General features: G+C 53.8%; 19 protein-coding genes and 1 pseudogene. 17 read left to right on the forward strand and 3 right to left on the reverse strand.

Annotated features, from left to right (window positions below; translation table 11 throughout):
* Positions 1-19: 19 nt before the first annotated feature.
* Together ACL02P_RS00890 and ACL02P_RS00895 are read left to right on the forward strand one after the other, a co-directional pair.
* Entirely contained in the window at positions 20-1,804 is a 1,785-nt protein-coding gene (locus ACL02P_RS00890) for a peptidoglycan D,D-transpeptidase FtsI family protein (protein ID WP_412836629.1), read from the forward strand.
* Between the two features lie 127 nt (positions 1,805-1,931).
* The gene (locus ACL02P_RS00895) at positions 1,932-3,353 is read left to right on the forward strand and encodes a polysaccharide deacetylase family protein (RefSeq protein WP_036644708.1); all 1,422 of its coding nucleotides are present in this window, start codon (positions 1,932-1,934) and stop codon (positions 3,351-3,353) included.
* A gap of 92 nt (positions 3,354-3,445) precedes the next feature.
* Here ACL02P_RS00895 and ilvD read toward each other — a convergent pair whose 3' ends face one another.
* Together ilvD and ACL02P_RS00905 are read right to left on the reverse strand one after the other, a co-directional pair.
* Complete coding sequence (gene ilvD, locus ACL02P_RS00900; protein WP_009224372.1) at positions 3,446-5,131, reverse strand: dihydroxy-acid dehydratase; 1,686 nt, start codon at positions 5,129-5,131, stop codon at positions 3,446-3,448.
* A 188-nt stretch (positions 5,132-5,319) separates the two neighbouring features.
* Positions 5,320-5,586, reverse strand: a complete 267-nt coding sequence (locus tag ACL02P_RS00905) for a KGG domain-containing protein (protein ID WP_009224371.1) — start codon at positions 5,584-5,586, stop codon at positions 5,320-5,322.
* Positions 5,587-5,794: 208 nt separating this feature from the next.
* Here ACL02P_RS00905 and ACL02P_RS00910 point away from each other — a divergent pair, with 208 nt between their 5' ends.
* Positions 5,795-6,574, forward strand: a complete 780-nt coding sequence (locus ACL02P_RS00910; RefSeq protein ID WP_339299827.1) for an HAD family hydrolase — start codon at positions 5,795-5,797, stop codon at positions 6,572-6,574.
* 13 nt (positions 6,575-6,587) lie between these two features.
* On the forward strand, positions 6,588-7,337 hold the full coding sequence (locus ACL02P_RS00915) for an NAD-dependent protein deacylase (RefSeq protein ID WP_339299825.1): 750 nt from the start codon (positions 6,588-6,590) through the stop codon (positions 7,335-7,337).
* A 27-nt stretch (positions 7,338-7,364) separates the two neighbouring features.
* Here ACL02P_RS00915 and ACL02P_RS00920 read toward each other — a convergent pair whose 3' ends face one another.
* Complete coding sequence (locus ACL02P_RS00920) at positions 7,365-8,228, reverse strand: AraC family transcriptional regulator (protein WP_009224368.1); 864 nt, start codon at positions 8,226-8,228, stop codon at positions 7,365-7,367.
* Positions 8,229-8,405: 177 nt separating this feature from the next.
* Between ACL02P_RS00920 and ACL02P_RS00925 the strand changes: the two genes are divergently transcribed.
* From ACL02P_RS00925 to ACL02P_RS00985, 13 genes and pseudogenes are all read left to right on the forward strand, one after another.
* Positions 8,406-9,581 (forward strand): galactokinase, encoded by a 1,176-nt coding sequence (locus ACL02P_RS00925; protein ID WP_036644705.1) that lies wholly within the window; start codon positions 8,406-8,408, stop codon positions 9,579-9,581.
* Between the two features lie 5 nt (positions 9,582-9,586).
* Complete coding sequence (gene galE / locus ACL02P_RS00930; protein ID WP_009224366.1) at positions 9,587-10,573, forward strand: UDP-glucose 4-epimerase GalE; 987 nt, start codon at positions 9,587-9,589, stop codon at positions 10,571-10,573.
* Between the two features lie 14 nt (positions 10,574-10,587).
* A complete protein-coding gene (locus ACL02P_RS00935; RefSeq protein WP_412836630.1) occupies positions 10,588-12,165 on the forward strand; it encodes a UDP-glucose--hexose-1-phosphate uridylyltransferase in 1,578 nt (525 codons plus the stop codon).
* A gap of 188 nt (positions 12,166-12,353) precedes the next feature.
* The gene (locus ACL02P_RS00940) at positions 12,354-13,517 is read left to right on the forward strand and encodes an iron-containing alcohol dehydrogenase (RefSeq protein WP_009224364.1); all 1,164 of its coding nucleotides are present in this window, start codon (positions 12,354-12,356) and stop codon (positions 13,515-13,517) included.
* Positions 13,518-13,665: 148 nt separating this feature from the next.
* Positions 13,666-14,195: pseudogene (locus ACL02P_RS00945) on the forward strand (protease).
* Positions 14,196-14,219: 24 nt separating this feature from the next.
* Positions 14,220-15,806 (forward strand): SPFH domain-containing protein, encoded by a 1,587-nt coding sequence (locus ACL02P_RS00950; RefSeq protein WP_412836631.1) that lies wholly within the window; start codon positions 14,220-14,222, stop codon positions 15,804-15,806.
* Between the two features lie 191 nt (positions 15,807-15,997).
* Positions 15,998-16,843 (forward strand): glucose PTS transporter transcription antiterminator GlcT, encoded by an 846-nt coding sequence (gene glcT / locus ACL02P_RS00955; RefSeq protein ID WP_412836632.1) that lies wholly within the window; start codon positions 15,998-16,000, stop codon positions 16,841-16,843.
* Between the two features lie 112 nt (positions 16,844-16,955).
* Positions 16,956-18,302 (forward strand): ISLre2-like element ISTco1 family transposase, encoded by a 1,347-nt coding sequence (locus ACL02P_RS00960; RefSeq protein WP_260072014.1) that lies wholly within the window; start codon positions 16,956-16,958, stop codon positions 18,300-18,302.
* 373 nt (positions 18,303-18,675) lie between these two features.
* On the forward strand, positions 18,676-20,751 hold the full coding sequence (gene ptsG, locus ACL02P_RS00965; RefSeq protein WP_412836633.1) for a glucose-specific PTS transporter subunit IIBC: 2,076 nt from the start codon (positions 18,676-18,678) through the stop codon (positions 20,749-20,751).
* Between the two features lie 132 nt (positions 20,752-20,883).
* Complete coding sequence (locus ACL02P_RS00970; RefSeq protein WP_009224359.1) at positions 20,884-21,159, forward strand: HPr family phosphocarrier protein; 276 nt, start codon at positions 20,884-20,886, stop codon at positions 21,157-21,159.
* Entirely contained in the window at positions 21,152-22,864 is a 1,713-nt protein-coding gene (gene ptsP / locus ACL02P_RS00975; RefSeq protein WP_009224358.1) for a phosphoenolpyruvate--protein phosphotransferase, read from the forward strand. Before ACL02P_RS00970 ends, ptsP begins: the two co-directional genes overlap by 8 nt.
* Before the next feature lie 406 nt (positions 22,865-23,270).
* Positions 23,271-23,984, forward strand: a complete 714-nt coding sequence (locus ACL02P_RS00980; RefSeq protein WP_009224357.1) for a DsbA family protein — start codon at positions 23,271-23,273, stop codon at positions 23,982-23,984.
* Between the two features lie 15 nt (positions 23,985-23,999).
* A complete protein-coding gene (locus tag ACL02P_RS00985) occupies positions 24,000-24,449 on the forward strand; it encodes a disulfide oxidoreductase (protein ID WP_412836634.1) in 450 nt (149 codons plus the stop codon).
* Positions 24,450-24,526 lie beyond the last annotated feature (77 nt).

Raw genomic sequence — 24,526 nt, forward strand, 5'->3', positions numbered from 1 at the left:
ACAGAATGGAGGGCGAACGATGTCGTTATTGCGCAAAAAACGGATATTTTATCTGTTACTTTCCTTTGCGGCGGTGCTGGGACTATTTGCGCTGCGGATCGCTTGGATTCAGATGGCTTCAGCGTTTAAGGCGGTGACCGTAAGCGGCAAGACAATCAATGAACTCGCCGTCCGGCAACGGGAAGAGAGTATTGAGTTGGATCCGGGGCGAGGTCAACTTGTTGATCGCAACGGAAAGGCGCTGACGGGCGAAGTCGGTTGGACACCAATTCTGTTCCCTGTCCGCAAGTTGCCCGCAGCAGATCAGCTTACCGGATTGGCGGCCGTATTGGGGACAACGATTCCCGAACTCCAAAGGAAATGGGAACAGTTGGAGCGCCCTTACGTCTGGCCCAAGCCTGGCGGGGAGCCGGGGGAACCGCTTCGGCTCAGCGAAGTGATAGCCCGTTCTTTGCCTCATTTGGAAGGGCTGGAGGTGCTGCCGTATATGACGCGTTACGGGCCGGGCGAACGGGGGAATCAATGGCTTGGCTTCGTGACGCAACGGCCGGACGTCATCCGTAAGTTGCGAGAAGATAAGCACCAACCGGACTTCGCGTTAACGCTGCAGGTTGGAGCTTCGGGGTTGGAGAAAACGCTGGATAACATGCTCCGCGGAATCGGCAGCGTCAGAGCGGCCTACACGGTTGATGGCCGCAAGGATCCGCTAGTTGGGATGGGGACGCGGGTGAATGCGGAGGCTAGCCGATACTATCCGCTGCAAATCCAAACGACAGTTGATGACACCCTCCAACAAAAAATCGAGCGGTTAGCGGATGAGATGAAAGTGACGGATGGAGCAGTGGTCGTGCTGGACGCCAAAACCGCCGATATCGTCTCGATGGTATCGCTGCCTTTCTACGATCCGCATCACGTTGATCCGGCAGCAGAGAACTGGAGTAATAAGGCGGTTAAGGCCAGTGTGCCGGGTTCGATTTTTAAGGCGGTGATTGCGGCGGCTGCGCTGGAGGAGCAGGTGACATTTCCCGGGGAGATGTTCCACTGCAGCGGGCATTACGGAAAATACGGCTTGTCATGCTGGAAGGAAGGCGGACATGGAAGCCTTACGCTGGAGGAAGGCTTTGCGAGGTCGTGTAACGTGGTATTCGCCACACTGGGAGAACGGCTGAGTGCGGAGACGATTGCCCGGACAGCCGCCAAGCTGGGGCTGGGGCGCACCGTGGGCTGGCACGATCCGTCCTTCCTTGGAGGGGATTCCTTGCGGCCGCTGGATCAAGAAGAAGCCGGGGCGGTCTTTAGCAATCTGGCGGCGGCGGACGGCGGGGTGCGGGCACAGACAGCGATTGGTCAGCGGGACGTGCTTGTCTCTCCACTGCAAGCGGCCAATCTGGTTGTTACTTTGCTCCACGGCGGACAGGTTATGGCGCCCCGCTTAGTCAGCGAGATCCGTTATAAGGAAGGTTCGCTGCTCTCCGCATTGCCGGTTCAAGCTTCGCCCTCCTCCGCTGGACAAATTACTCCGCAAACAGCACAACGGCTGTTGTCCATGATGAGGCTGGTTGTCACAGACGGCACCGGGCGAACTTTGCAGAAAGCCAAATGGCCGTTGGCTGGAAAATCGGGAACAGCTGAGGTTGTAAAGAATCATAAGCAGCTGAATCATCAATGGTTTATCGGTTACGGACCGACCCATCACCCCAAGTATGCTGTCGCCGTCCTCGTTCAAAACCAGCCGGAAGGATCCAAGCATCTGGCCGCCGAATTGTTCCGGCGAACAATGGATTTACTGGCTGCGGAAGGTTGACCGATTTCCTATGCCTTCCCCAAAAAAATGCGCCTAAACTGAAGATGTCTGTGATAAAATAGTGTAGATGCTATGCTTTTCACGGAGCATGCCAAAGTCATTGATCATAGAAAAGTGGGGAAAGCATATGGAGACTTTGCTGCTATGGTTATTTTATATCTCTACGCTGTACGCTTTTATACCCGGATTGATCACTCGGATTTTCGGTTTTCGCGTATTTAAGCGCGGGATCAGCGAGAAGGCGTTTGCGCTAACGTTCGACGATGGTCCCGATCCGAAATATACTCCACAATTGCTTGATCTGCTCAAGCGCCACGGAGCGAAAGCAACGTTTTTCCTCGTTGGTTCCAATGCGGAGAGACACCCCGAATTGATTAAACGGATTCATGAGGAAGGCCATTTGATAGGGTCGCACAACTATGTGCACAAAACCAATTGGCTCATGGGGCCGGCGGCCGTCAAGAAGCAGATTCAGAAGACGAATCAGATCATCCATGACGTGACGGGCTTCAATTCTCATTACTATCGTCCGCCGTGGGGCATTGTCAACTTGTTTGATTTTGCGAACCGCGGCAATACACAGATCGTGCTGTGGTCGGCTATGTTCGGCGATTGGCGGGTCAAGGTCGGCGCTGACCGGTTAACGGAGCGTATGCTGAAGAAGCTGCGGGGCGGTGAGGTCTTTCTCCTGCACGACTGTGGTGCCACACTAGGTGCGAATACCGGAGCGCCGGCGGAAATGCTGATCGCGCTCGAGCGCGTGCTGACGGAAGCGGATCGCCGCGGATTGCGAAGCATCCGCATTGATGAATTGATTCAGGCGACGGAAGAGGCCAAGCTTCAAGGCAAACGGGTTGAAACTGCAACGCCGAAGGGGAGAACGCCAGTGAAGATTACCTGGTTTAAGCGATGTATCGTAGCCTTATGGCTCGTTTGGGAGAAGATCTTCCACATCCTTTTTCAATTGAAAGCTCCCGAACCGGAGGATCCTTTCCTTCATTTCCGAGTCCGATCCTATCATGGAGAGCCGGTGGCGATGAACAATGGGAAGACATTGGAATCTGGAGATCAAGTGATGGAGCTTCATTTTGACAACAAAAAATTGTTTGAGTATGGGGCTCGCTCCAGAACAAGCGTGCATTTGGCGATTCAAATGATCCGCAAAATGGAGAAGACACTACCCCTTTTTGCCAAATATGTGATCGAGCATCCTGAGTTAAAAGACGTTAAGGCGCTGTATGGCGTCAGCATGATTAACCGGGGTCCGGAGCAATTTGGGTTTATAATTAAGGATTTACCGAAGGGCTGGTTTGCCAGCTCGACGAAAATCTATTTGAAATTATTAATGAGTGTTATTCACCCTGCCGGTACCTCAAGATTAAAAGAGCAACCTCAGGAGCTGGTACCGAAGATGATCGTGATGCCGATGGATGTGCTGTTGGAGCGGTTCGCCGAGAACGGCTCGCATCGCAGCAGCCATACGGTGGATGAGAAGCCGGAGGCCGTGGAAGAGGAGTCTTTGCTTAGCGTATCCTTGCCTACGCGTTAATCGCTCTTATCCATTATTTTTGTTAACTCTAAAAGAAAAGGCCGTACCCGAATCTAAAATGATCCGGGTACGGCCTTTTGAGTTAAGCTAAATTAAATTTTCATCACGCCGCCGGAGCTGGCGTTGGTGACCAGTTTGGAATAACGGGCCAGATAACCGGTTTTGACCTTCGGCTCAAAGCCTTTCCAATTGGCTTTGCGGCGCGCGAGCTCTTCATCGCTGACATGCAGCTCGATTTTGCGGTTATTCAAGTCCAGCTCGATGATGTCGCCGTCTTCAACGAAAGCGATTGGGCCGCCTTCAGCAGCCTCAGGAGAGATATGACCGATGCTGATTCCGCGGGAAGCGCCGGAGAAGCGTCCGTCGGTGATCAGACCGACCTTCGCGCCCAGACCCATGCCGACGATCTGCGACGTTGGAGCCAGCATTTCAGGCATGCCTGGACCGCCCTTTGGTCCTTCATAGCGGATGACAACAACGCAACCCTCTTTGACTTTACCGTTCGCGATCCCTTCGAGCGCTTCTTCCTGCGAGTCGAAGCAGATCGCCGGGCCTTTATGATATCCGCCAACCGAAGGGTCAACAGCTCCCACCTTGATGACTGAGCCTTCCGGCGCCAGGTTACCATACAGGATAGCAAGTCCGCCTTTCTCGGAATGCGGATTGTCGATCGGACGGATGACGTTGTGGTCGAGGATTTCGCATCCGGCGACGTTCTCGGCGAGCGTTTTGCCGGTAACGGTGATTTGATCGCCGTAGATGGCTCCCGGCTTCTTCAGCAGCTCGTTGAGCACGGCGCTGACGCCGCCAGCCCGATGCACGTCTTCGATAAAGATATCGGACGCCGGAGCCAGCTTTGCAATATGCGGCACGCGGTTGGCCACTTCATTGATCCGTTCCAGCGGGTAATCGATTCCTGCTTCTTGGGCCAAAGCCAGCGTATGCAGGACGGTGTTCGTGGAGCCGCCCATAGCCATATCCAGCGCAAAAGCGTTGTCGATCGATTCCTTCGTCACGATGTCGCGCGGTTTCAGATCAAGCTCGATCAGCTTCATCAGCTGCTGCGCAGACTTCCGGACGAATTCGCGGCGCTCTTCGGCGACAGCGAGGATGGTGCCGTTCCCCGGCAGCGCCAAGCCCAGCGCTTCAGCGAGGCAGTTCATCGAGTTGGCCGTGAACATACCGGAACACGAACCGCAGGTCGGACAGCCGTATTGTTCCAGTTCGAGCAAGTCCTTGTCGCTGATTTGTCCGGCTTGGTGGGCGCCAACGCCTTCAAAGACGGAGGTCAAGGACAATCTGCGTCCTTTGCTGTCGACGCCGGCTTTCATTGGACCGCCGCTGACAAAGACGGTTGGGATATTGACGCGCAAGGCGCCCATCATCATCCCTGGCGTGATTTTGTCGCAGTTCGGAATGCAAACCATCCCGTCGAACCAGTGCGCGGAAACTACAGTCTCGAGCGAGTCGGCGATGATTTCCCGGCTTGGCAGGGAATAACGCATCCCAATGTGTCCCATCGCGATCCCGTCGTCTACACCAATGGTATTGAATTCAAACGGAACGCCGCCCGCTTCGCGGATCGCTTCCTTAACGATTTTACCGAACTCTTGTAAGTGCACATGTCCAGGCACGATATCGATATAAGAGTTGCAGACCGCGATAAACGGTTTGCCGAAATCTTCTTCCTTCACGCCTGCAGCACGCAGCAAGCTGCGGTGCGGCGCGCGGTCGAAGCCTTTTTTGATCATATCAGAACGCATTTTCTTGGCTGGCATGATCTCCGATCCTCCCATGATTCATTATAGTTTTGGAGCTTTACACCGCTAAAGGTTTTCTCTAAAGTCTATCATAAGTGGTTATGATTTTCTACCTATCGATCACAGGAAAAAGCATGTGGAATGGTGTGGATCGGGTCTATAAAAAACAAAGAAAATCTCCGGGGGTTCCGGAGATTTCTTAAGACTTACGCTTCGATTCCGGGTTTACTGCGGGCGATCCCGCCTTTACGGCCGATTTCCCGGTAAAAGCCTTTATCATGCTTCTGGGATGTCGCCTCGCCGCCCTTCTGGCCGATTTCCTGATAAAATTCGCGGTTGTGGGTTTTCGAGGTCGCTTCGCCGCCTTTTTGCCCGATTTGCTTATAAAAGGCTTTGCCGTGGTTTTTGGCCGTGGCCAGTCCTCCCAGACGTCCTGCTTCTTCCCGGGTCATCTTGCTTTGGCTTCGTGCCATCGAATCCCTCCTTGGATTTTATTTTGGAGTACGTATGTTTTATTTACCACGGATTTCCATGTTGAAACGGATTTATCTAAAATTTTAAGGATTCGCCAAAAGATACCTATTAAATAATTAGGAAGTAATGAGATGAACTTAGGAGCCGCCGCAGCCCACACCTGTGAAAATGGTATAATAAGGACAATGTAGGGAAGGGGGAGCGAGGATGGCCACGATCGAAGTGCGCGGGCAGAAAGCAGCTTGCAAGGCCATTTTGTTTGATAAAGATGGAACGCTGTTGAATTTTATGGGGCTATGGGGCAGCTGGGCCGCGGTCTTAACCGATCTGATGGAGCGGAAGCTGGCTGAGTTGGGCTCGCCTGGCGGGTTCAACAAATCCGCGCTGCTAGGCCTTCAAACGGATGAGCGAAACCGGGTGATCGGTTACGACAAAACCGGTCCGATTGCGATGGGGACGGAAGAAGAGATCATTGCGCTACTGGCATCGACGTTATATGCCGCAGGGCTGCCTTGGAACGAAGCGACAACCGTTGTTCGCGAATTAAATGCAACGGCGATGGCGGAGCTCAAGCGGCGGCGGGAAGCGGTGCCTTTGCCCGGGCTGCGCGATTTTGTCCAGAGTTGCCATGAGGCGGGTGTGAAGCTGGCGGTCGTCACCTCCGACTCAACCTCGGAGGCGCTGGAGCATCTGGAATGGCTTGGCATCCGGGATGCGTTCGCCAGCGTGGTTGGCCGGGATCGCGTTGCCCGGGGCAAGCCGGGGCCGGACATGGCGCTGCTCGCCTGCCGTGAACTGGGGCTACCGCCAAGCGAAGCGGTGGTCATTGGCGACAGCAACGCCGATATGCAAATGGGAAAGCGTGCAGGCGTCGTGATGACCATTGGCGTGTCGGAGGAGTACGGTGAAGAGGCCCAGGAAGCAGTTTATTTGCGGGACGCGGACGTTATTATATCCAATTATCGCGAGTTGACGATACATCCATAGGAGGTTCGAGCGGATGAGCAAAGAGATCGACACGTTGGCAGCATGGATTGAGGAGAGTTCAAACATTGTATTTTTTGGAGGGGCCGGGGTATCTACCGAAAGCGGAATCCCTGACTTCCGTTCGGCGGCAGGCATCTATCAGATAGAGAACGCGTCGCCTTATGCGCCGGAGGAGATTTTGAGCCGGAGGTTCTTCGATCGGCATCCGGACGTATTTTTCGATTTCTATAAGACGAAAATGCTCCATCCGGAGGCGCAGCCCAACGCCGCGCACCGCTGCTTGGCTGAGTTGGAGCGAGCAGGGAAGCTAAGCGACGTGGTGACGCAAAATATCGACGGGCTCCATCAACAGGCGGGCAGCCGCCGCGTGCTGGAGCTGCACGGATCGGTGCACCGCAACACCTGCATGGAATGCGGCCGTACCTATACGTTAAAGGACGTCATGGACAGCGAAGACGTCGTGCCGCGCTGCAGCTGCGGCGGCATCATCAAGCCGGATGTGGTACTGTATGGGGAGAACCTGGATGAGCAGGTGATCCAGGACACGGTAACGGCGATCGCCGGCGCTGACCTGCTGGTGATCGGCGGAACCTCGCTGACGGTGCAGCCCGCAGCTCATCTGGTCACCTATTTCCGCGGCGAACGGACGGTGCTGATCAACGTCTCGTCCACCGCGTATGATAACCGGGCTGACCTCTTGATCACCGAGCCGATTGGCGAGGTGCTGGGGGCCGTTTCCCGGAAGCTGGACTTGGCGGAGTGAGACGAGGCTCGCGAATTTTGCGTAGACTCACTCCTTCGCGGGATTCCGGGTGACCGCCCGGCGATATTCGCTTGGTGATTCGTTGTGAAACCGGCGGAACTGCCGTGAGAAGTAGAGCGGATCGGTAAGGCCGACAGAAGCGGCGATTTGCTCGATCGACAGCTCGGGACGTTCGCGCAGCAGTTGGCGGGACTTATCGATTCTCAACTTCAGCAGGTAGGTGACGGGGGTGAAGCCCGTTTCTTTTTTGAAAATCCGCGAAAGATAAGCTCGATTATAGCCCAAGGATGCGCACATCTGTTCGATGGAGACCGGATGCGCGTATTGGCTGGCCATATAATGAATCATTTGCTTCACGATCCGCTGAACGCCCGATTCGCCCGACGGCAGCGCGGAGGCCATGCCAAGCGTCTCTTGAGCTTCGGCCATAATTTGATGAAGCAGCCCCAGCGACAGCAGATGGGAGCTGTTTTTTTTCGTTTGGAATGCTTGTAACACGCTGCTGAGCATGGCAGGGATCGGGCTGTTCCCGCCTTGCCGGAACACCGGCTGCTGCGGGGTGAAGCCGACTCGCTTCACGAGCTCCGCCGCCTTAACTCCGGTGAAGGCGATCCAACGATAACGCCAAGGCTCGGCCACATCGGAAGCATAACTGACGAGCTGATCGGGGAGAATCAGGAAGCCATCCCCTTCGCTCAGCTCATAGGAGGCGGATTCGGTCCGGAACGTGCCCTTGCCTTGCTCTACGAAATGCAGAAGGAAATAATCATAAATTTTCGGGCCCAGCCGGTGATCGGGAAGGGTCTGACTTTCGCCGGCGAACAGAACATGCAGCTCATCTGTCTCGATCAAATCCGGGTTGGCGGCCGCGCTATAGGTTTCTTTGAACATGGGATAGTCTCCTTTGACCAGGGGGACGGATAATGCCCCATAAGACTTCGCTCCCATTTTACTCCGAAAAGTCACATTTATCTATATTGTTCTCGCAAAGTTGCATTATCAAAGCAAAGCGATTTCATTATACTGGGTACAAGAATCAAAGATTTCATGACGATGGGGTGTACGTTGATGAAAAAGCAGGAAATGGAACAATTGTTTATATTCAAATATGGGGAAAGCGCTGAGCCGATTCGCGTATTTAACGCCCCAGGACGGGTGAACTTGATCGGTGAGCATATCGACTACAACGGGGGGTATGTGTTCCCGGCGGCGTTGGAATTTGGGACGACGCTGGCGATCCGCAAGCGCGCTGACGGCAAAGTCGCCTTTGCTTCCAGCAACCTGCCTTACACGGCAGAGCTGGCACTGGAAGAGCTCGGCACAAGCAAAACCGGTGAATGGATCGACTATCCGATCGGCGTTTACGTGGAGCTGAAGAAGCTGGGCATCTCGCTTACGAGCGGGTATGACCTGCTGTTCCATGGCGAAATTCCGAACGGTGCGGGCTTGTCCTCCTCCGCATCGATTGAAGTGGTAACGGCCTTGGCGTTCGTGAGCATGGAAGGGAAGGAGCTCGACAAGGTGGAAATCGCCCGGTTGTCTCAGCGGGCTGAGAATCAATATGTCGGCGTAAACAGCGGCATTATGGACCAGTTCGCGGTGGCGAACGGGGCCAAGGACCATGCGATCCTGCTGATGTGCGACACCTTGGAATACAAGCTGGTCCCGTTCCGGACAGGCGCGTATAAGCTGGTCATTGGCAATACGAAGAAACGCCGCGGGCTGGTCGATTCCAAATACAACGAACGGCGTTCGGAATGTGATGCTGCGCTGGAGATTTTGCAAAAACGCGAGCCGGGCTTGGAGTTCTTGGCCCACCTGAAGCCGGAGCAGTTGGAGCAGTGGCGGGGAGATTTTACGAACGAAGTGCTGTATAAACGGGCCAAACACGTGGTGGAAGAGAACGCGCGCGTGCTGAAATCGGTGGATGCGCTGAGCGCCAACGATTTGAAGGCTTTTGGCGAGCTGATGAACGCCTCCCATGATTCTTTGCGTGACTTGTACGAGGTGAGCTGCCTGGAGCTGGACGTGATGGTTGAGGAAGCACGGAAGATCGAAGGCACATTGGGCGCCCGGATGACCGGGGCCGGATTTGGCGGCTGTACAGTATCGCTGGTGCATGAGGATTCGGTAGAGCGGTTCGTGTCCGAGGTTGGTCGGTCTTATAAGGAACGGACAGGGCTGGAAGGCGAATTTTACGTGTGCGGCGTAGGCGACGGCGTACATGAGATGAAAGGGGAGTAATCATCATGGCGATACTGGTTACGGGGGGAGCCGGTTATATCGGCTCGCATACAGTAGCGGCGCTGCTGGAGCAAGGAAGAGAGGTCGTCGTGATCGACAACCTGCAGACCGGACATCGCGAGGCGTTGCTCGGCGGTAAGCTGTATGAAGGAGATCTGCGCGATAAGGCGCTGTTGGCCAAGTTGTTTGCCGAGAACGAGATCGAAGCGGTCATCCATTTTGCCGCGAACTCTCTGGTTGGGGAGAGTATGAAGGATCCGGTCAAATATTTTGACAATAACGTGTACGGGACGCTTTGCTTGTTGGATGCGATGGATCAGGCGAATGTGCGCAAGATCGTGTTCTCCTCCACGGCGGCAACCTACGGCGAACCGGAAAAAGTGCCGATTGAAGAGAGTGATCCGACCCGGCCAACGAACGTGTATGGCGAAACGAAGCTGACGATGGAACGGATGATGGCTTGGTTCGATCAGGTGTTGGGGATCAAATACGTGTCCCTGCGTTACTTCAACGCGGCTGGTGCCCATGAGAGCGGCAAAATCGGCGAGGACCATCGCCCGGAAAGCCATTTGATCCCGTTGATCATTCAAGCGGCCTTGGGACAACGTCCGTCCATCCAGGTGTTCGGCGATGACTACAACACGGCGGACGGTACCTGTGTCCGCGACTATATCCACGTGAGTGATTTGGCCGATGCCCATCTGCGCGCGGTGGATCATTTGCTGGGCGGCGGAGAGAGCGACGTATTTAACCTTGGCAACGGGCAAGGGTTCTCGGTCAAGGAAGTGATCGAAACCGTGAAGCAGGTCACCGGCCGCGACTTCCCGGTCGCGATCAGCCCGCGCCGCGCCGGCGATCCGGCGGTGCTCATCGCTTCCTCGGATAAAGCCCGCCGCGTGCTGGGCTGGAATCCGACTCGCAACAAGCTGCCCGGCATCATTGAAAGCGCATGGCAATGGCATAACAGCCATCCGAACGGTTATAACGACTAAGGGAGTGTTATGGGATGGGAGTAGAAGAGAGAAGTCGTCAAGACGCGCTTCATGCGATTGAACGGCTAGTGAATTATGCGCTCGAGCAGGGCCTGATCGATTGGTGGGACGTGGACTATTCGCGCAATCGTCTCCTGGAGCTGTTCTCCTTTGATGAGCTGTACACCGGCGAAGTGGCGAAGGAGGCGCTGACCGGACCGCAGGAGCCGCTTGAGATCTTGATCGATTACGGGCTTACGATCGGCTTGATTCCGGAAGATACCGCTACGTACCGCGATTTGCTGGATGCGAAAATCATGGGCTTGCTCATGCCGCGCCCGTCGGAAACAATCGCCGCCTTCCGCAAAACGGAAAGCGAGCAGGGAATTGCCGCCGCGACCGACGCCTTCTATAAGTTGTCGGTAGCCAGCAATTACATCCGGATGGACCGGGTGCGTCAGAACATCTATTGGGAGCAGCCGACGCCGTTTGGAGACATGGAAATCACGATTAACCTGTCCAAACCGGAGAAGAATCCGAAGGAAATCGCGATGGCGAAGCTGCTGCCGCCTCCGGTGTACCCTAAATGTCAGTTGTGCCGCGAGAACGTTGGTTATGCCGGACGACTGAATCATCCAGCCCGCCAGAATTTGCGAGTTATTCCACTGACGCTGAACGGGGAGCCGTGGTTTTTCCAATACTCGCCTTACGTCTATTACAACGAGCATTGTATCGTGTTCCACCACGATCACATTCCGATGAAGCTGACCCGCGATACGTTTAAGCGGCTGTTGGAATTCACGACGTTGTTCCCGCATTACTTCATCGGCTCCAACGCGGATCTGCCGATCGTCGGCGGGTCGATTCTGACGCACGACCATTTCCAGGGGGGACGCCACACGTTTCCATTGGAAAAAGCTCCAGTCGAAGCTGTCTACGTCCATCCGGACTTCGCCGGCGTCACCGTCGGCAGGGTGAAGTGGCCGATGTCTGTGCTGCGGGTGAACGGCCAAGAGCGGGAAGCCGTGTTGGAAGCGGTAGATCATCTGTACGAAAAATGGAAGCAATACAGCGACCCATCTGTTGGCGTCCTGGCCTTCTCCGAGCAGGAGGGGGAATCCGTGCCGCATAACACGGTAACGCCGATCGTTCGCCGCAGCGCGGACGGCGGGTATGAAGCGGACATCGTCCTGCGCAATAACCGGACGGACGAACAGCATCCCGAAGGGATTTTCCATCCGCACCGCGAGATGCATCACATCAAGAAGGAGAACATCGGCCTGATTGAAGTCATGGGCGTAGCCATCCTTCCGGGCCGGCTGAAGGAAGAACTGGCGGGGGTTGCTGACATTCTGAGCGGCGATAAGGCGCTCTATGAGCAAACTGTATCCGATCCGAATGCCCGCTTGGCCGTGCATGCGGACTGGGTGAAGGAACTGGTTGCACGCGTTGGCATGTCGTTGGGTCGTGAAGAGGCCGAAGCGCTGCTGCGTGATGAGGTTGGCCGCAAGTTCGCGGAGATCCTTGGACATGCCGGCGTATTTAAAGCGACGCCCGAAGGCTGTGAGGCTTTCGAACGCTTTGTTGAATCGATTGGTTACCGCAGACGGTAAGGCATAACCGAATTAGAAGTAAAGGGGCGTTCCAAATCGATAAAGGTTTGGGATGATCCCTTTTTCTGTTTGTTATTTTGTTACAGTTAGAAGTATAATAGTTTGGGAGTTCGAAGAGGCTAGAAATAGCACCAGCGCATTGTAGAAACGCTCCATTTACATAACCAAATTTTAGGAGGAGTTACGGCATGGACAATTTCGTATTTCATAATCCAACCAAGCTGATCTTCGGCAAAGGCCAGCTGGAGGCGCTTCGCAACGAGGTGCCGGCTTACGGCAAAAAAGTGCTGCTAGTCTACGGCGGCGGCAGCATTAAACGCAGCGGGCTGTACGATCAAGTGACGGCCATTCTGCGGGAAATCGGCGCCGAAGTGACGGAGCTTGCGGGCGTTGAGCCGAACCCGCGTCTTTCGACGGTGCACCGCGGGGTCGAGCTGTGCAAATCCAACGGCATCGAGCTGGTTCTTGCCGTCGGCGGCGGCAGCGTGCTGGACTGCTCGAAGGCGATTGCCGTCGGGGCTAAATACGACGGGGATATGTGGGATTTCGCAGAGCGCAAAGCCGTACCGAAAGCCGCCCTGCCGCTCGGAACGGTACTTACGATGGCCGCAACTGGCTCCGAAATGAACGGAAACTCCGTCATTTCCAACGAAGAAACTAAGGAGAAGCTGGGTTGGAGCAGCAAGCTGGCTTATCCTGCATTCTCCATCCTTGATCCGCAGTTCACGGTTTCCTTGCCGAAAGACCAAACGGTGTACGGCATGGTGGATATCATGTCTCATGTATTCGAGCATTATTTCCATCCAACGCCAAACACTCCGCTGCAGGATGAGTTCTGCGAAGGGCTGCTGCGGACGGTGATCGAAACGGCACCGAAGCTGGTACAGGATTTGGAAAACTACGACCTCCGGGAAACGATTCTGCTGTGCGGCACATTGGCGCTGAACGGCGTGCTGAACATGGGCTTGTCCGGGGACTGGGCTACTCACAACATCGAACATGCTGTGTCGGCGGTTTACGATATTCCGCATGGCGGCGGCCTGGCCATCCTGTTCCCGAACTGGATGAAATATAACCTGAAGCAGGATGTCGCCCGCTTTAAGCGTCTGGCGATCAACGTCTTCCATGTCGATCCTGCCGGCAAGAGCGATGAGGCAGTGGCGCTTGAGGGCATCGAAGCGTTGCGGTCATTCTGGAACTCGATTGGCGCACCAAGCCGCTTGGCGGATTACGGCATTGACGACAGTCAACTGGAAGTTATGGCCGATAAAGCGGTCCGCTTTGGTTCGTTTGGCAATTTTGCCGTGTTGGATAAACAGGACGTGCTCGAAATTTATCGCATGTCGCTGTAAATCCCCGCTTCATAGATCCCTACTTAAAATAACCGGTCTCACGACTTGGCGTCGTAGGCCGGTTTTTTTTTTTTTTTGAAACATATTTCACCAATTTACGTATTTAATTGTAGAGTCCAACAATATTTTGGGTAGAGGGAGGAACGGGATGGAAGCGCTGTTTTGGGGTTGTTTCGTCGGCGGTGCTTTGTTTGCCGTCATCAGCGCCGTGCTTGGTGACTTGATCGGAAGCTGGCTGGATGGCGTGTTTGATTTCCTGTCCGCGGATTTTCTCAAGCCGATCATCACGGCATCGGCGATCACGTCCTTTGGCGGAGCCGGTATTTTGCTGGACCGATACACCGGGCTTGGCACGGCTGTTGTAGTGGTTTTAGCGATAGTTGCAGCCGTCCTGCTGTCTGCTACCGTGTATTTCGCCTATGTGAAACCGATGGAGAACAGTGAAAATTCCACGGGATTCTCTGAATCGGAGCTGCCCGGTAAAATCGGCGAAGTCACCGTGCCCATTCCGGCGCAAGGGTATGGCGAAGTGATGGTGAGCAGGTAGGCGGCAATTCGCTGCATATCGCCTCCAGCTGGGATCGGAAGGAGATTCCCGCCGGAACAGCCGTCGTTGTGATCGGGACGGCGAAGGACGGGACCGTCCAGGTTTCCGAGCTTTACCCCCACCCGATGTAATGCCAATTAAAGAAGAGGGAGCTGATGTCATTGTTCGAAAGTTTTCCGGATTTCCTACTGATCCCCGTGATCGTGATTGCAGTCATTGTCGTGCTTGGGCTGGCGTTTTGGGCAAGATACAAAACGGTGGGCCCCGATGAGGCGATGATTGTGACGGGGTCTTTTCTAGGCAGCAAAAACATTTCCGACGACCAATCCGGCCGCAAAATCAAAATCGTGCGCGGCGGCGGGGCATTTATCTGGCCGATCTTTCAGAAAGCCGAGTTTATGTCGCTGCTATCCCATAAGCTTGACGTGATGACGCCCGAGGTCTACACCGAGCAAGGGGTGCCGGTATCTGCAGACGGCGTGGCCATCATTAAAGTGGGCAGCTCGATCGAAGACGTCGCAACAGCCGCCGAACAATTTATGGGCAAACCCATCGAATCGCTGAAGGGCGAGGCACAGGAAGTGCTGGAAGGCCATCTGCGTTCCATCCTGGGCTCGATGACCGTTGAGGAAGTCTATCGCAACCGCGACAAGTTTGCTCAGGAAGTGCAAAGCGTCGCAGCCCGGGATCTGAAGAAAATGGGACTGCAGATCGTTTCGTTCACGATCAAGGACGTTCGGGATAAGCACGGTTATTTGGAGGCGCTTGGGAAGCCGCGGATCGCTGCGGTTAAGCGGGACGCCGACATCGCTGAGGCCGAAGCCCAGCGGGATGCACGGATCCAGAAAGCGCTGGCCGAGGAAGCTGGGCAGAAGGCCGAGCTGGTGCGCGATACGAACATCGCCGAGGCTGAGAAAGAGAAGGAACTGAAGGTAGCGTCCTTCAAGAAGGAGCAGGACACTGCCAGAGCCGAAGCCGACCAAGCTTATCACATTCAGGAAGCTCGGGCTAAGCAAGTGATGGTCGAAGAGCAGATGAAGGTCGAGCTGGTGCGGAAGGAACGGGAAATCGATCTGCAGGACAAAGAAATTATCGTCCGTCAGAAGCAATATGATGCTGAAGTGAAGAAAAAGGCCGATGCGGACCGTTATGCCGTCGAGCAGGCCGCCGAAGCGGAAAAAGCCCGGAAGATGCGGGAAGCCGATGCGCTGCAATACTCGATCGAAACGCAGGCCAAAGCTTCCGCTGAACAGAAGCGGCTAGAAGGCCTGGCGATTGCGGAGGCCGAACGGGCCAAAGGGACGGCGGATGCTGAAATCATCCGTCTGCGCGGCTTGGCCGAGGCCGAAGCGAAGGAGAAGCTGGCCGAAGCGTTCCAGAAATTCGGCGAGGCGGCGATCCTCGATATCGTAATGAAGATGCTGCCGGAGCTGGCAAGCAAGATCGCTGCACCGCTGTCCTCCATCGACAAGCTGACCGTCGTCGATACCGGCAAAGGCGAGGGAGCCGCTCGCGTCAGCAACTACGTGACCGAGCTGATGGCCACAGCGCCTGACATGCTCAAGAGCGTCTCCGGGATCGAACTCGATCGGTTGATCCAAAGCCTGACCAAAGGCAAAGTTGTCGCCGCAACACCGGAGCTTGAGACGGCTTCCGTCAAGTCTGCAGCAGGCGGAAAGGTGCCAGATCCGGTTGTGCTGGAAACCGCGGCTTCGAAGGCAGCCGACCCAGACCAAAAGTAGGGCCTAAGGTGGCTTGACAACCGCCCTCCATCCGTGTATCTTGTCCTAGGATAAAAAGAAACCGGCGTCCCGCTCATCATCAGAGTGAGGACGCCTTTGAAATGCCTGGGAATCGGCTGACGGCGCCCAAAAAATCCATTATAATGGGCTTAACCGTTTTCGGAATATAGGAAAAGAGGTGCTACTGTGTTGTGAACAGCCTGCGCGTGGCCAAAGTGTTGAATAACAATGTCATCATCGCGAATCATCCGGAGCATGGCGAGGTCGTTGTCATCGGCAAAGGCATCGGATTTAACCGAAAAACGGGAGATTCCATTTCGCTGGAAGCCGTCGAGAAGATGTTTATCCTTACGAACCAGCAGGAGCAGGAGCAATACAAGCAACTCGTGCACCAGGTGGATGAACAGCTGATCGAGATCATCGGCGAAATTATTATGTATATTTCCGGGAAAACTCAAACCGAGCTTAATGAGCATATTCACATCGCGTTAACTGATCACTTGGCGTTTGCGATAAAACGGGCGGAGCAGGACATCGCGTTTCATAATCCATTTTTGTTCGAGACGAAGGAAATTTATCCGCTGGAATATGAATTGGCGGAATATGCCATTCGTTTGATCAAGGAGAGGCTGGGTATTGATCTTGGTGAAGACGAAATTGGCTTCGTTGCGCTTCACATCAACAGCGCCATCACCAACCGTCACATCAGCGAGGTCCGCGGACATGCCCAGTTGATCGCCGATTTGGTAGGCATCATCGAGAAGGAGCTTCGCTTCTCGATCCTCCGCAATTCGCTGGACTATTCGCGTCTGCTCACCCATTTGCGGTTCGCGATCGAGCGGATTCGGCGGGGAGAGCAAGTCGGCGAAGTCGACAAGCTGGAATTGCTGCTCAAGCAGGAGTATCCTGTGTTGTATTCGCTTGCCTATAAATTGACAAAAGTTATGGAGCAACGGCTCAAGCTGCCGGTTTATAAGGCAGAGGTTAGTTATTTAACCATGCATTTACACCGTGTGGCTCCGGCAAATCTTCAATGATAGTGTAAAATCTCTGTGGGTGTAGGAATTGGAAAAAGCGGATATAGAAAAAGAGCTTCTCCCTTGGTAAAGTGATGTTTGCGCACAACACACCAAGAAGGAGGAAGCTCCTGTGAGCCACTTTACCACAACAATGCCGACGATGAAAGAGATTGAGCAATGGATTTTCCGGAAAATGCAGGAGGAATTCGCTCGTGCGATGAAGCAGGTACTGGAGGCGCTGGATCAGCAGATCCTGGAGCAACGGGACCGAGAGCGTTATCGAGTAAAGGACGAGCGTGAAACAAGCGTCAACACAGTGTTCGGGAATGTGCGCTTTAAGCGGAGATTGTACTGTGACCGTAGAAGCGGCAAACACGTGTATCTGCTGGATCAGCTGTTGCAATTCGAAGGGCGCGGGAAAGTCAGTCCGCATTTGGAAGAGACAGCAATCGCATTCGCAAGCCAAGGACCGTCGTACCGGGACAGCGCAAAGCGGCTGGAGCAGCTTTTGGGCTACAATGTGCTGAGCCACCAAGCGATCAGGGAAAAACTGATGGAGCGTGCGCAACAGCCGATGCCAGCGGTGAAACGGCGCGCTGCCCGCGTGCTGTTCGTGGAAGTGGATGGGCTGTACACGAAGCTGCAGCGGAGCAAAAAGCGCGGGATGGAGAACGCAATTGCAGTCGTACACGAAGGCTGGGAGAAGAACGGCAAGCGGGTACAGCTGAAGAACAAACAGCATTACCTGCATACGAGCGGCGGCGACTTCTGGGAAGGGTTCGGGGACTTTCTGGTGGAGCGTTACGAAATCGACGAGAACACGTGGCTTGTGGTGAACGGAGACGGCGCGGCGTGGATCGGGGAATGTACATCCTACTTTCACCAATGTCTGTACATGCTGGACCGCTTTCATGTGGCGCGTGATTTGAAACGCTTTGTCGGTCATTTGCCGCAGGTGTGGGAGAGAGTGAGACGGTCTTTGGCCAAACAGGATGCAGCCGCGCTTATGGCGGTCCTGGAAGGCGTGTCGGAGCAAGAGATAGCGGAAGAGAACCGGAAGGATTGGAAGCCGTATAAAAGATTTCTAAAGCGGCATGAGAAGCATTTGGACGACTACCGAAAAACACTCCAGGCGAAGGGGATCGACACAAGCGGCATGCGCCCGATGGGAAGCGCGGAATCGCAGATGCGTATATTCGCCAAGCGGACGAAGCGTGGCGGGTACAGTTGGAGTGAGCGAGGCGTCAGGGCGATGCTGAGGACGATGATGAGGATTCAAGAAGCGGGCACGGTGGTAAGAACGGTTGAAGGACAAGCGAGTAAGCAGGCAACGCCGCAGCAGTCGATAAACATGCGGCAATTGCTCAAGAACGTGACGCAACCGGTCAAGGGTTGTATCGCTGGAATGATTCGCATGCTGCAAGGACCGAAGCAAAGCAGCACAACGGGTATGGCACTCAAAGCACTTCGCGGATAACGGCAAAAAATTCTGACAAATCACTTGTGTTTGATGAAAGAACGAAGCAAAGCGCTTACAAGGAAGAGGTTCCTTCGGGGTTCGCGTTCCAGGCATCTTAAATGACTGCCCACGCTAGCTTGACACTGACATCTTCAATAGCTTGCTTGCGCGAAAAAAGAAGGTCTGCTATAATTCCTAATGCATTAACAACAACTTCATAATCACAATGTGTGACTGATTCGATCAGGCATGAGTTGATAAAGGTTTTTTTGGATTGTATTGGACGGTTACGGGGTATTATATCCGTAAGCGATCACGGTACAGCACAAATGACCTATATTGGCTCATGCCTGTTTTTGTTAGTCCACTATGTAATTACAGGAGGGTATTTATGTTTAAGCGTTTGTTTGGGGTTTTACAGCGGGTAGGTAAAGCGCTGATGCTTCCGGTAGCTCTTCTTCCGGCGGCAGGCCTGCTGCTCGGGATCGGTAATATGCTGGTCAGCCCTGAGTTCCTAAATTTGGTTCCCGCATTGGATAACCACGCTGTTCATGCTGTAGCTACAGTCATGATGAACGCCGGCCAAATCGTCTTTACGAACCTGGCCTTGCTGTTTGCAGTTGGCGTCGCCGTTGGTTTGGCAGGCGGTGAAGGGGTTGCCGGTCTGGCTGCCATTATCGGGTACCTCGTCATGAACGTGACGATGGGGACGGTCATTGGCGTGGTGCCGTCGATGATCGGAACCGATCCGGCCTATGCCAATGTACTTGGTATTCCAACGCTGGCAACGGGGGTATTCGGCGGTATTATCGTGGGTATCCTGGCTGCCGCAATGTATAACCGGTTCTTCCGGATTGAGCTTCCGTCTTACCTCGGCTTCTTCGCCGGGAAACGGTTCGTGCCGATTATGACGGCCGCTACTTCAGTTCTGCTCGGTTTGATGATGGTTGTCGTATGGCCACCGATCCAAACCGGATTAAACTTGGCTTCCCACTTTATGTTGGAGCAAAATCGGACGTTGTCTGCGTTTATTTTCGGGGTGGTCGAACGGGCGTTAATTCCGTTTGGTCTGCACCATATCTTCTACTCGCCGTTCTGGTTCGAGTTCGGCGAATACATCAATAGCGCAGGTCAGCTTGTGCGCGGGGACCAATCAATCTTCATGGCACAGTTGCGTGACGGCGTGCCGTTTACAGCCGGTACATTTATGACCGGTAAATTCCCGTTCATGATGTTTGGTTTGCCTGCCGCTGCGCTGGCGATTTACCACGAAGCTCGTCCAGAGCATAAGAAATATGTGGCCGGGATTATGGGCTCGGCAGCATTGACTTCCTTCTTGACAGGGATTACGGAACCGCTGGAGTTCTCGTTCCTGTTCGTTGCACCGGCGTTGTTTGCCGTTCATACGATTTTCGCAGGTTTGTCCTTCATGACCATGCATCTCCTGGGAACGAAGATCGGGATGACCTTCTCCGGCGGTTTGATCGACTTCCTGATTTTCGGGGTGATTCCAAACCGGACACCTTGGTGGAACGTCATCATCGTTGGTCTGATCCTGGCGGTCATCTACTATTTCGGTTTCCGTTACGTGATTCGCAAGTTTAACCTGAAAACGCCGGGCCGCGAAGATCAAGTTGCCGATGAGGAAGGTGCAGCTGGAGGAGCAACTTCTCAGGACGATTTGCCGCATAATATCTTATCCGCGCTGGGCGGTCAAGAGAATATCGTTCACCTGGATGCCTGCATCACCCGGCTGCGTGTTGAAGTTAAGGATAAATCGAACGTCAACAAGGATCAGCTCAAGAAGCTGGGCGCTTCCGGTGTGCTTGAAGTAGGCAACAACATCCAAGCGATCTTCGGAACGCGTTCCGACACGATCAAATCGCAAATTGCCGATATTATGAGCGGCAAGACACCGCGGCCTGCGGAAAACTCCGAAGCAGCTGTGAAGACCGAAGAAGTTAAACCTGCTGAAGTGGAACAACAAGCGGCCCAAGACGGCGACGCGATCATCAAGGAAGATATCGTGATGCCGGTGAACGGTGAGCTGATGGACATTTCCAATGTACCTGATCCGGTGTTCTCGGAACGAATGACCGGCGACGGATTTGCAGTGCTTCCGCACGACGGCGTGATTGGTTCCCCGGTTTACGGGAAAGTATTTAACGTCTTCCCAAGCAAGCATGCCATCGGCATCATGTCGGACGGCGGGAAAGAAGTGCTGGTGCACATCGGCGTAAATACCGTCAAGCTGAAAGGCCAAGGCTTTAATGTACTGGTGAAGGAAGGGGATCTGGTCGCTGCTGGACAACCGATCCTGGAAGTGGACCTGGATTATGTGAAAGAGCATGCACCATCCATCATTTCGCCAATCGTCTTCTCGAACCTGCCAGAGGGCGCGTCCGTGAAGCTGAACAAAACCGGCAAGCTGTCCAAAGGCGAAGCCGACATCGTCACCATCAAGTAAAGCTCCAATGCGCCGTCGTTCTATCACGGCGGTGCATTTGGCATTGGTTCCCACGTTCCCTTACAATAGGGTGAGGAGCGTATCATATATCATTTTCCAAAAATTATAATTCAGAAAGCGAGAGGATCACTCATGGAAAGAATGTTCAAAATTACGGATGAAGACGGAATTCATGCACGCCCGGCAACGGCTCTGGTGAACACTGCTAACAAATTCAAGGGGGCCGAATCCTTCGCTGAAGCCGGCGGCAAGAAAGTGACCCTGAAATCGATTCTCGGCGTACTGTCCTTGGGTCTGGAACAAGGCGATTCGCTGAAGCTGATCGTTGAAGGCGAAGAGGCCGAGGCAGCACTTCAAGCGCTCACCGAAGTGATGGTTAACGAAGGGCTTGGAGAAGTGAATGCTTAAGATCGAAGGTATTGCCGCTTCGGCTGGCGTGGCCATCGCCAAAGCTTTCAAGCTGGAGCATCCCGACTATACGATTCATCGTCGGGATGCTTCCGATTCCGCTGCGGAACTGGCACGTTTGGACGAAGCTTTGGCCAAATCTCAACAAGAGCTTGAAGCGATCAAAGAGCGCACGCTTCAAGAGCTTGGTGAGAAGAAAGCGGAGATTTTTGAATCTCATTTGTTGATCTTGAACGACCCTGAGCTGTTGACGCCGGTTCGCGATAAAATTACCGCTGAGAGCGTTAGTGCGGAATACGCTTTGAATGAAACCGCAAATGAATTCATCACGATGTTTGAAAATATGAAAAGCGCCTACCTCAAGGAACGCGCAGCAGATATGCGGGACGTCACCAAGCGTGTGCTTACGCATTTGCTCGGACTGAATTACGTCAATCCGGCTGACATCAATGAGGAAGTCATCGTGATTGCGGAAGACTTGACGCCGTCGGATACGGCACAGTTGAATCGCAATTACGTCAAGGGCTTTACAACGAATATTGGCGGCCGCACGTCGCACTCGGCGATTATGGCCCGCTCGCTGGAAATCCCGGCGGTTGTCGGCACCAAAGAGGTGCTGGACAAGGTAAACAGCGGCGATCTTGTGATCGTGGATGGATTGGACGGCAGCGTCATCATCAATCCGACCGAGGATGTCCTGAGCGAATACAAAGCGAAACGTGATAAGTACCTGGTGCAGATCGAAGAATGGAAGAAGCTGCGCGAGGTGCAGACGATGTCCAAAGACGGCGTTCACGTGGAATTGGCCGCGAACATCGGCACGCCAAACGACGTGGCTGGCGTACTGGAGAACGGCGGTGAAGGGGTAGGCCTGTACCGGACGGAATTCCTGTACATGGGCCGCACAGAGCTGCCTTCAGAGGATGTTCAATTTAATGCGTACAAGACCGTGCTGGAAAAAATGGAAGGCAAGCCGGTTGTTGTCCGCACGTTGGATATCGGCGGCGACAAAGAGCTGCCGTATTTGAATCTGCCGAAGGAACTGAACCCGTTCCTGGGCTTCCGAGCGATTCGCCTGTGCCTGGAGCAAAAGGACTTGTTCCGCACGCAGCTGCGCGCCTTGCTTCGCGCCAGCGTATACGGCACATTGCGTATCATGTTCCCAATGATCGCAACATTGGATGAATTCCGTGCGGCGAAGGCGCTGCTCCTGGAAGAGAAGGAGAAGCTGCAAGCCGAAGGCGTTCAAGTCTCCGACGAGATCCAACTCGGCATTATGGTGGAGATTCCTTCGACTGCGGTCCTGGCCGATCAGTTCGCCAAAGAAGTGGACTTCTTCAGTATTGGTACCAACGACCTTATTCAATATACAATGGCAGCCGATCGCATGAACGAACGCGTATCTTATTTGTACCAGCCATATAACCCATCGATTTTACGCTTGGTGAAAATGGTCATCGATGCAGCGCACAAAGAAGGCAAGTGGGCCGGCATGTGCGGCGAAATGGCTGGCGATGCAACGGCGATTCCGTTGCTGCTCGGACTTGGGCTGGACGAATTCAGCATGAGCGCGACTTCGATCCTGCCGGCTCGTTCGCAAATCTCCAAGCTGTCCAAAGCGGAAATGGAGCAGCTGGCGGCGAAGGCGCTGCAAATGCAGACGGCTGAACAAGTCGTCGAGCTGGTTCGCTCTATCGAAGCATAAGAATTGTTAGATTCGTAAGAATTTAAGATCTTTTCCAACTGGAAATACGGGTTTCCTCTTGAACCGGTGCCGTTAGGGCGCCGGTTTTTTTCTTGGTTGCGGCTTTATAGAGGTGTCTGGCTCTCTTTTTAACGATTATCCCGTTGCATCAGGGGGTGGGGAACACAGAATGGCTTGGATAAATAGGATCTATCTTGATCCCCTATTTCTGAAGGAAAGGGATAATGGTGTAAAAGAGGCCTGAAGAGGCATAAATCTTTGATGAGTACGAACCATCACACTTTTTCGTTGGGAAGGTCCTGCGAGGTTCTGGGTTCAACTTGACGAATCTTGCTTTTGTAACTAGAATGGTTGCAGGATAAAACGTATTTTGAAATTGAACTATTAAATAGAAAGAAGGGATCGCATGCCGCCGAAAACAACAAAGAACGCTTTGGCCAAGCGCAAAGCCGAACAACAAAAGCTGCAGCAGCAATTAAAGAGGAGACGACTGATCTGGTTTTCGACCGTGGGGTTGCTTCTGATTCTGATCATCGTCGTGTTGACGATTCAGCCGAAACCGAAGCCTGTCGAATTTGATTATGCTGCGCTGCCTGTGTTAGGACAAGCTGATGCCCCGGTAAAGATTGTAGAGTTCGGGGATTATCAATGTCCGTCGTGTAAACATGTAAATGAACTGATTAAGCCGGAATTGGTGAAGGATTATATAGATCAAGGTAAAGTCGCTTTTTATTTCATGAATCTGCCGTTTATCGGCTCCGATTCCTTTACGGCCGCGCTGGCCGCTCAATCGGTGTATCATCAAAGCAATGATGCGTTCTGGAAGTATTTCGATGCGATTTTTGAACGCCAGGGGGAGGAGAACAACGGTTGGGCTTCGCCTGAATTTTTGGTCAATCTGGCCAAAGAACTGGAGCTGCCCATCGATTACGACCTGCTGCAGAAAGATATCGCCGAAGCAACGTACCAGGACGAGGTGCAAGCGCAGTTGGCTCGAGGAGACAAGCTGGGCGTAGACAGCACGCCGACGTTCTTCATCAACGGTATTGAATATGCCGGCAACCTAGGCGATTATGAGACGCTGAAGAAGACCATCGATAACGAATTGGCCGGAGAATAAGAATATGAGGGAGGAATGGGGATGATGCGGGGGTTTTTGAAGGACTATGGCATCTACCTCGCCTGGCTGGTTGCGATGGTCGCGACGGCGGGCAGCTTGTATCTAAGCGAAGTGCTGCATTATGAGCCGTGCCGGCTGTGCTGGTTCCAGCGGATCTTCATGTACCCGCAGGTCATCTTGCTGGGGATCGCCGCGTATAAGAACGACCGTCAGATCATTCCATACGTGCTTCCGCTCAGCATCATCGGCGGCATGATCTCCATCTATCATTACAGCGAGCAAAAAATCCCGGCGTTAGCCAAGCTGCTTCCCTGCAAAATTGGCGTACCTTGCAACGTCGATTACTTAGGCCAAGGCTGGCTCGGATTTATTACGATTCCGTTTATGGCGCTGGTCGCTTTCGTGCTGATCATCCTGTTCTTGTTGGCCGCTCGCGAGGGCAAAGAAGCTGCTGAGGAACAATAATACCTGCAATATTTCCCTCCCTCGTGATGGCAACTTTTTTGAGGTTCGGCCCGTCTGTATATGCGGGGGTGTTCGAA

It is taken from the genome of Paenibacillus sp. MB22_1 (genome assembly GCF_047200555.1).
Classification (GTDB): Bacteria; Bacillota; Bacilli; order Paenibacillales; family Paenibacillaceae; genus Fontibacillus; species Fontibacillus phoenicis.

Excerpts from the sequence above, each read along its gene's own strand:
- ACL02P_RS00980 (WP_009224357.1), top strand. The coding sequence starts at position 23,271 with ATGCCGCCGAAAACAACAAAGAACGCTTTGGCCAAGCGCAAAGCCGAA.
- ACL02P_RS00940 (WP_009224364.1), top strand. The coding sequence starts at position 12,354 with ATGGACAATTTCGTATTTCATAATCCAACCAAGCTGATCTTCGGCAAA.
- ACL02P_RS00905 (WP_009224371.1), bottom strand. The coding sequence starts at position 5,586 with ATGGCACGAAGCCAAAGCAAGATGACCCGGGAAGAAGCAGGACGTCTG.
- galE (WP_009224366.1), top strand. The coding sequence starts at position 9,587 with ATGGCGATACTGGTTACGGGGGGAGCCGGTTATATCGGCTCGCATACA.
- ptsG (WP_412836633.1), top strand. The coding sequence starts at position 18,676 with ATGTTTAAGCGTTTGTTTGGGGTTTTACAGCGGGTAGGTAAAGCGCTG.
- ACL02P_RS00970 (WP_009224359.1), top strand. The coding sequence starts at position 20,884 with ATGGAAAGAATGTTCAAAATTACGGATGAAGACGGAATTCATGCACGC.
- ACL02P_RS00950 (WP_412836631.1), top strand. The coding sequence starts at position 14,220 with ATGTCATTGTTCGAAAGTTTTCCGGATTTCCTACTGATCCCCGTGATC.
- ACL02P_RS00915 (WP_339299825.1), top strand. The coding sequence starts at position 6,588 with ATGAGCAAAGAGATCGACACGTTGGCAGCATGGATTGAGGAGAGTTCA.
- ACL02P_RS00925 (WP_036644705.1), top strand. The coding sequence starts at position 8,406 with ATGAAAAAGCAGGAAATGGAACAATTGTTTATATTCAAATATGGGGAA.
- ACL02P_RS00935 (WP_412836630.1), top strand. The coding sequence starts at position 10,588 with ATGGGAGTAGAAGAGAGAAGTCGTCAAGACGCGCTTCATGCGATTGAA.
- ACL02P_RS00890 (WP_412836629.1), top strand. The coding sequence starts at position 20 with ATGTCGTTATTGCGCAAAAAACGGATATTTTATCTGTTACTTTCCTTT.
- ACL02P_RS00895 (WP_036644708.1), top strand. The coding sequence starts at position 1,932 with ATGGAGACTTTGCTGCTATGGTTATTTTATATCTCTACGCTGTACGCT.
- ACL02P_RS00985 (WP_412836634.1), top strand. The coding sequence starts at position 24,000 with ATGGGGATGATGCGGGGGTTTTTGAAGGACTATGGCATCTACCTCGCC.
- ilvD (WP_009224372.1), bottom strand. The coding sequence starts at position 5,131 with ATGCCAGCCAAGAAAATGCGTTCTGATATGATCAAAAAAGGCTTCGAC.
- ACL02P_RS00910 (WP_339299827.1), top strand. The coding sequence starts at position 5,795 with ATGGCCACGATCGAAGTGCGCGGGCAGAAAGCAGCTTGCAAGGCCATT.
- ptsP (WP_009224358.1), top strand. The coding sequence starts at position 21,152 with ATGCTTAAGATCGAAGGTATTGCCGCTTCGGCTGGCGTGGCCATCGCC.
- ACL02P_RS00920 (WP_009224368.1), bottom strand. The coding sequence starts at position 8,228 with ATGTTCAAAGAAACCTATAGCGCGGCCGCCAACCCGGATTTGATCGAG.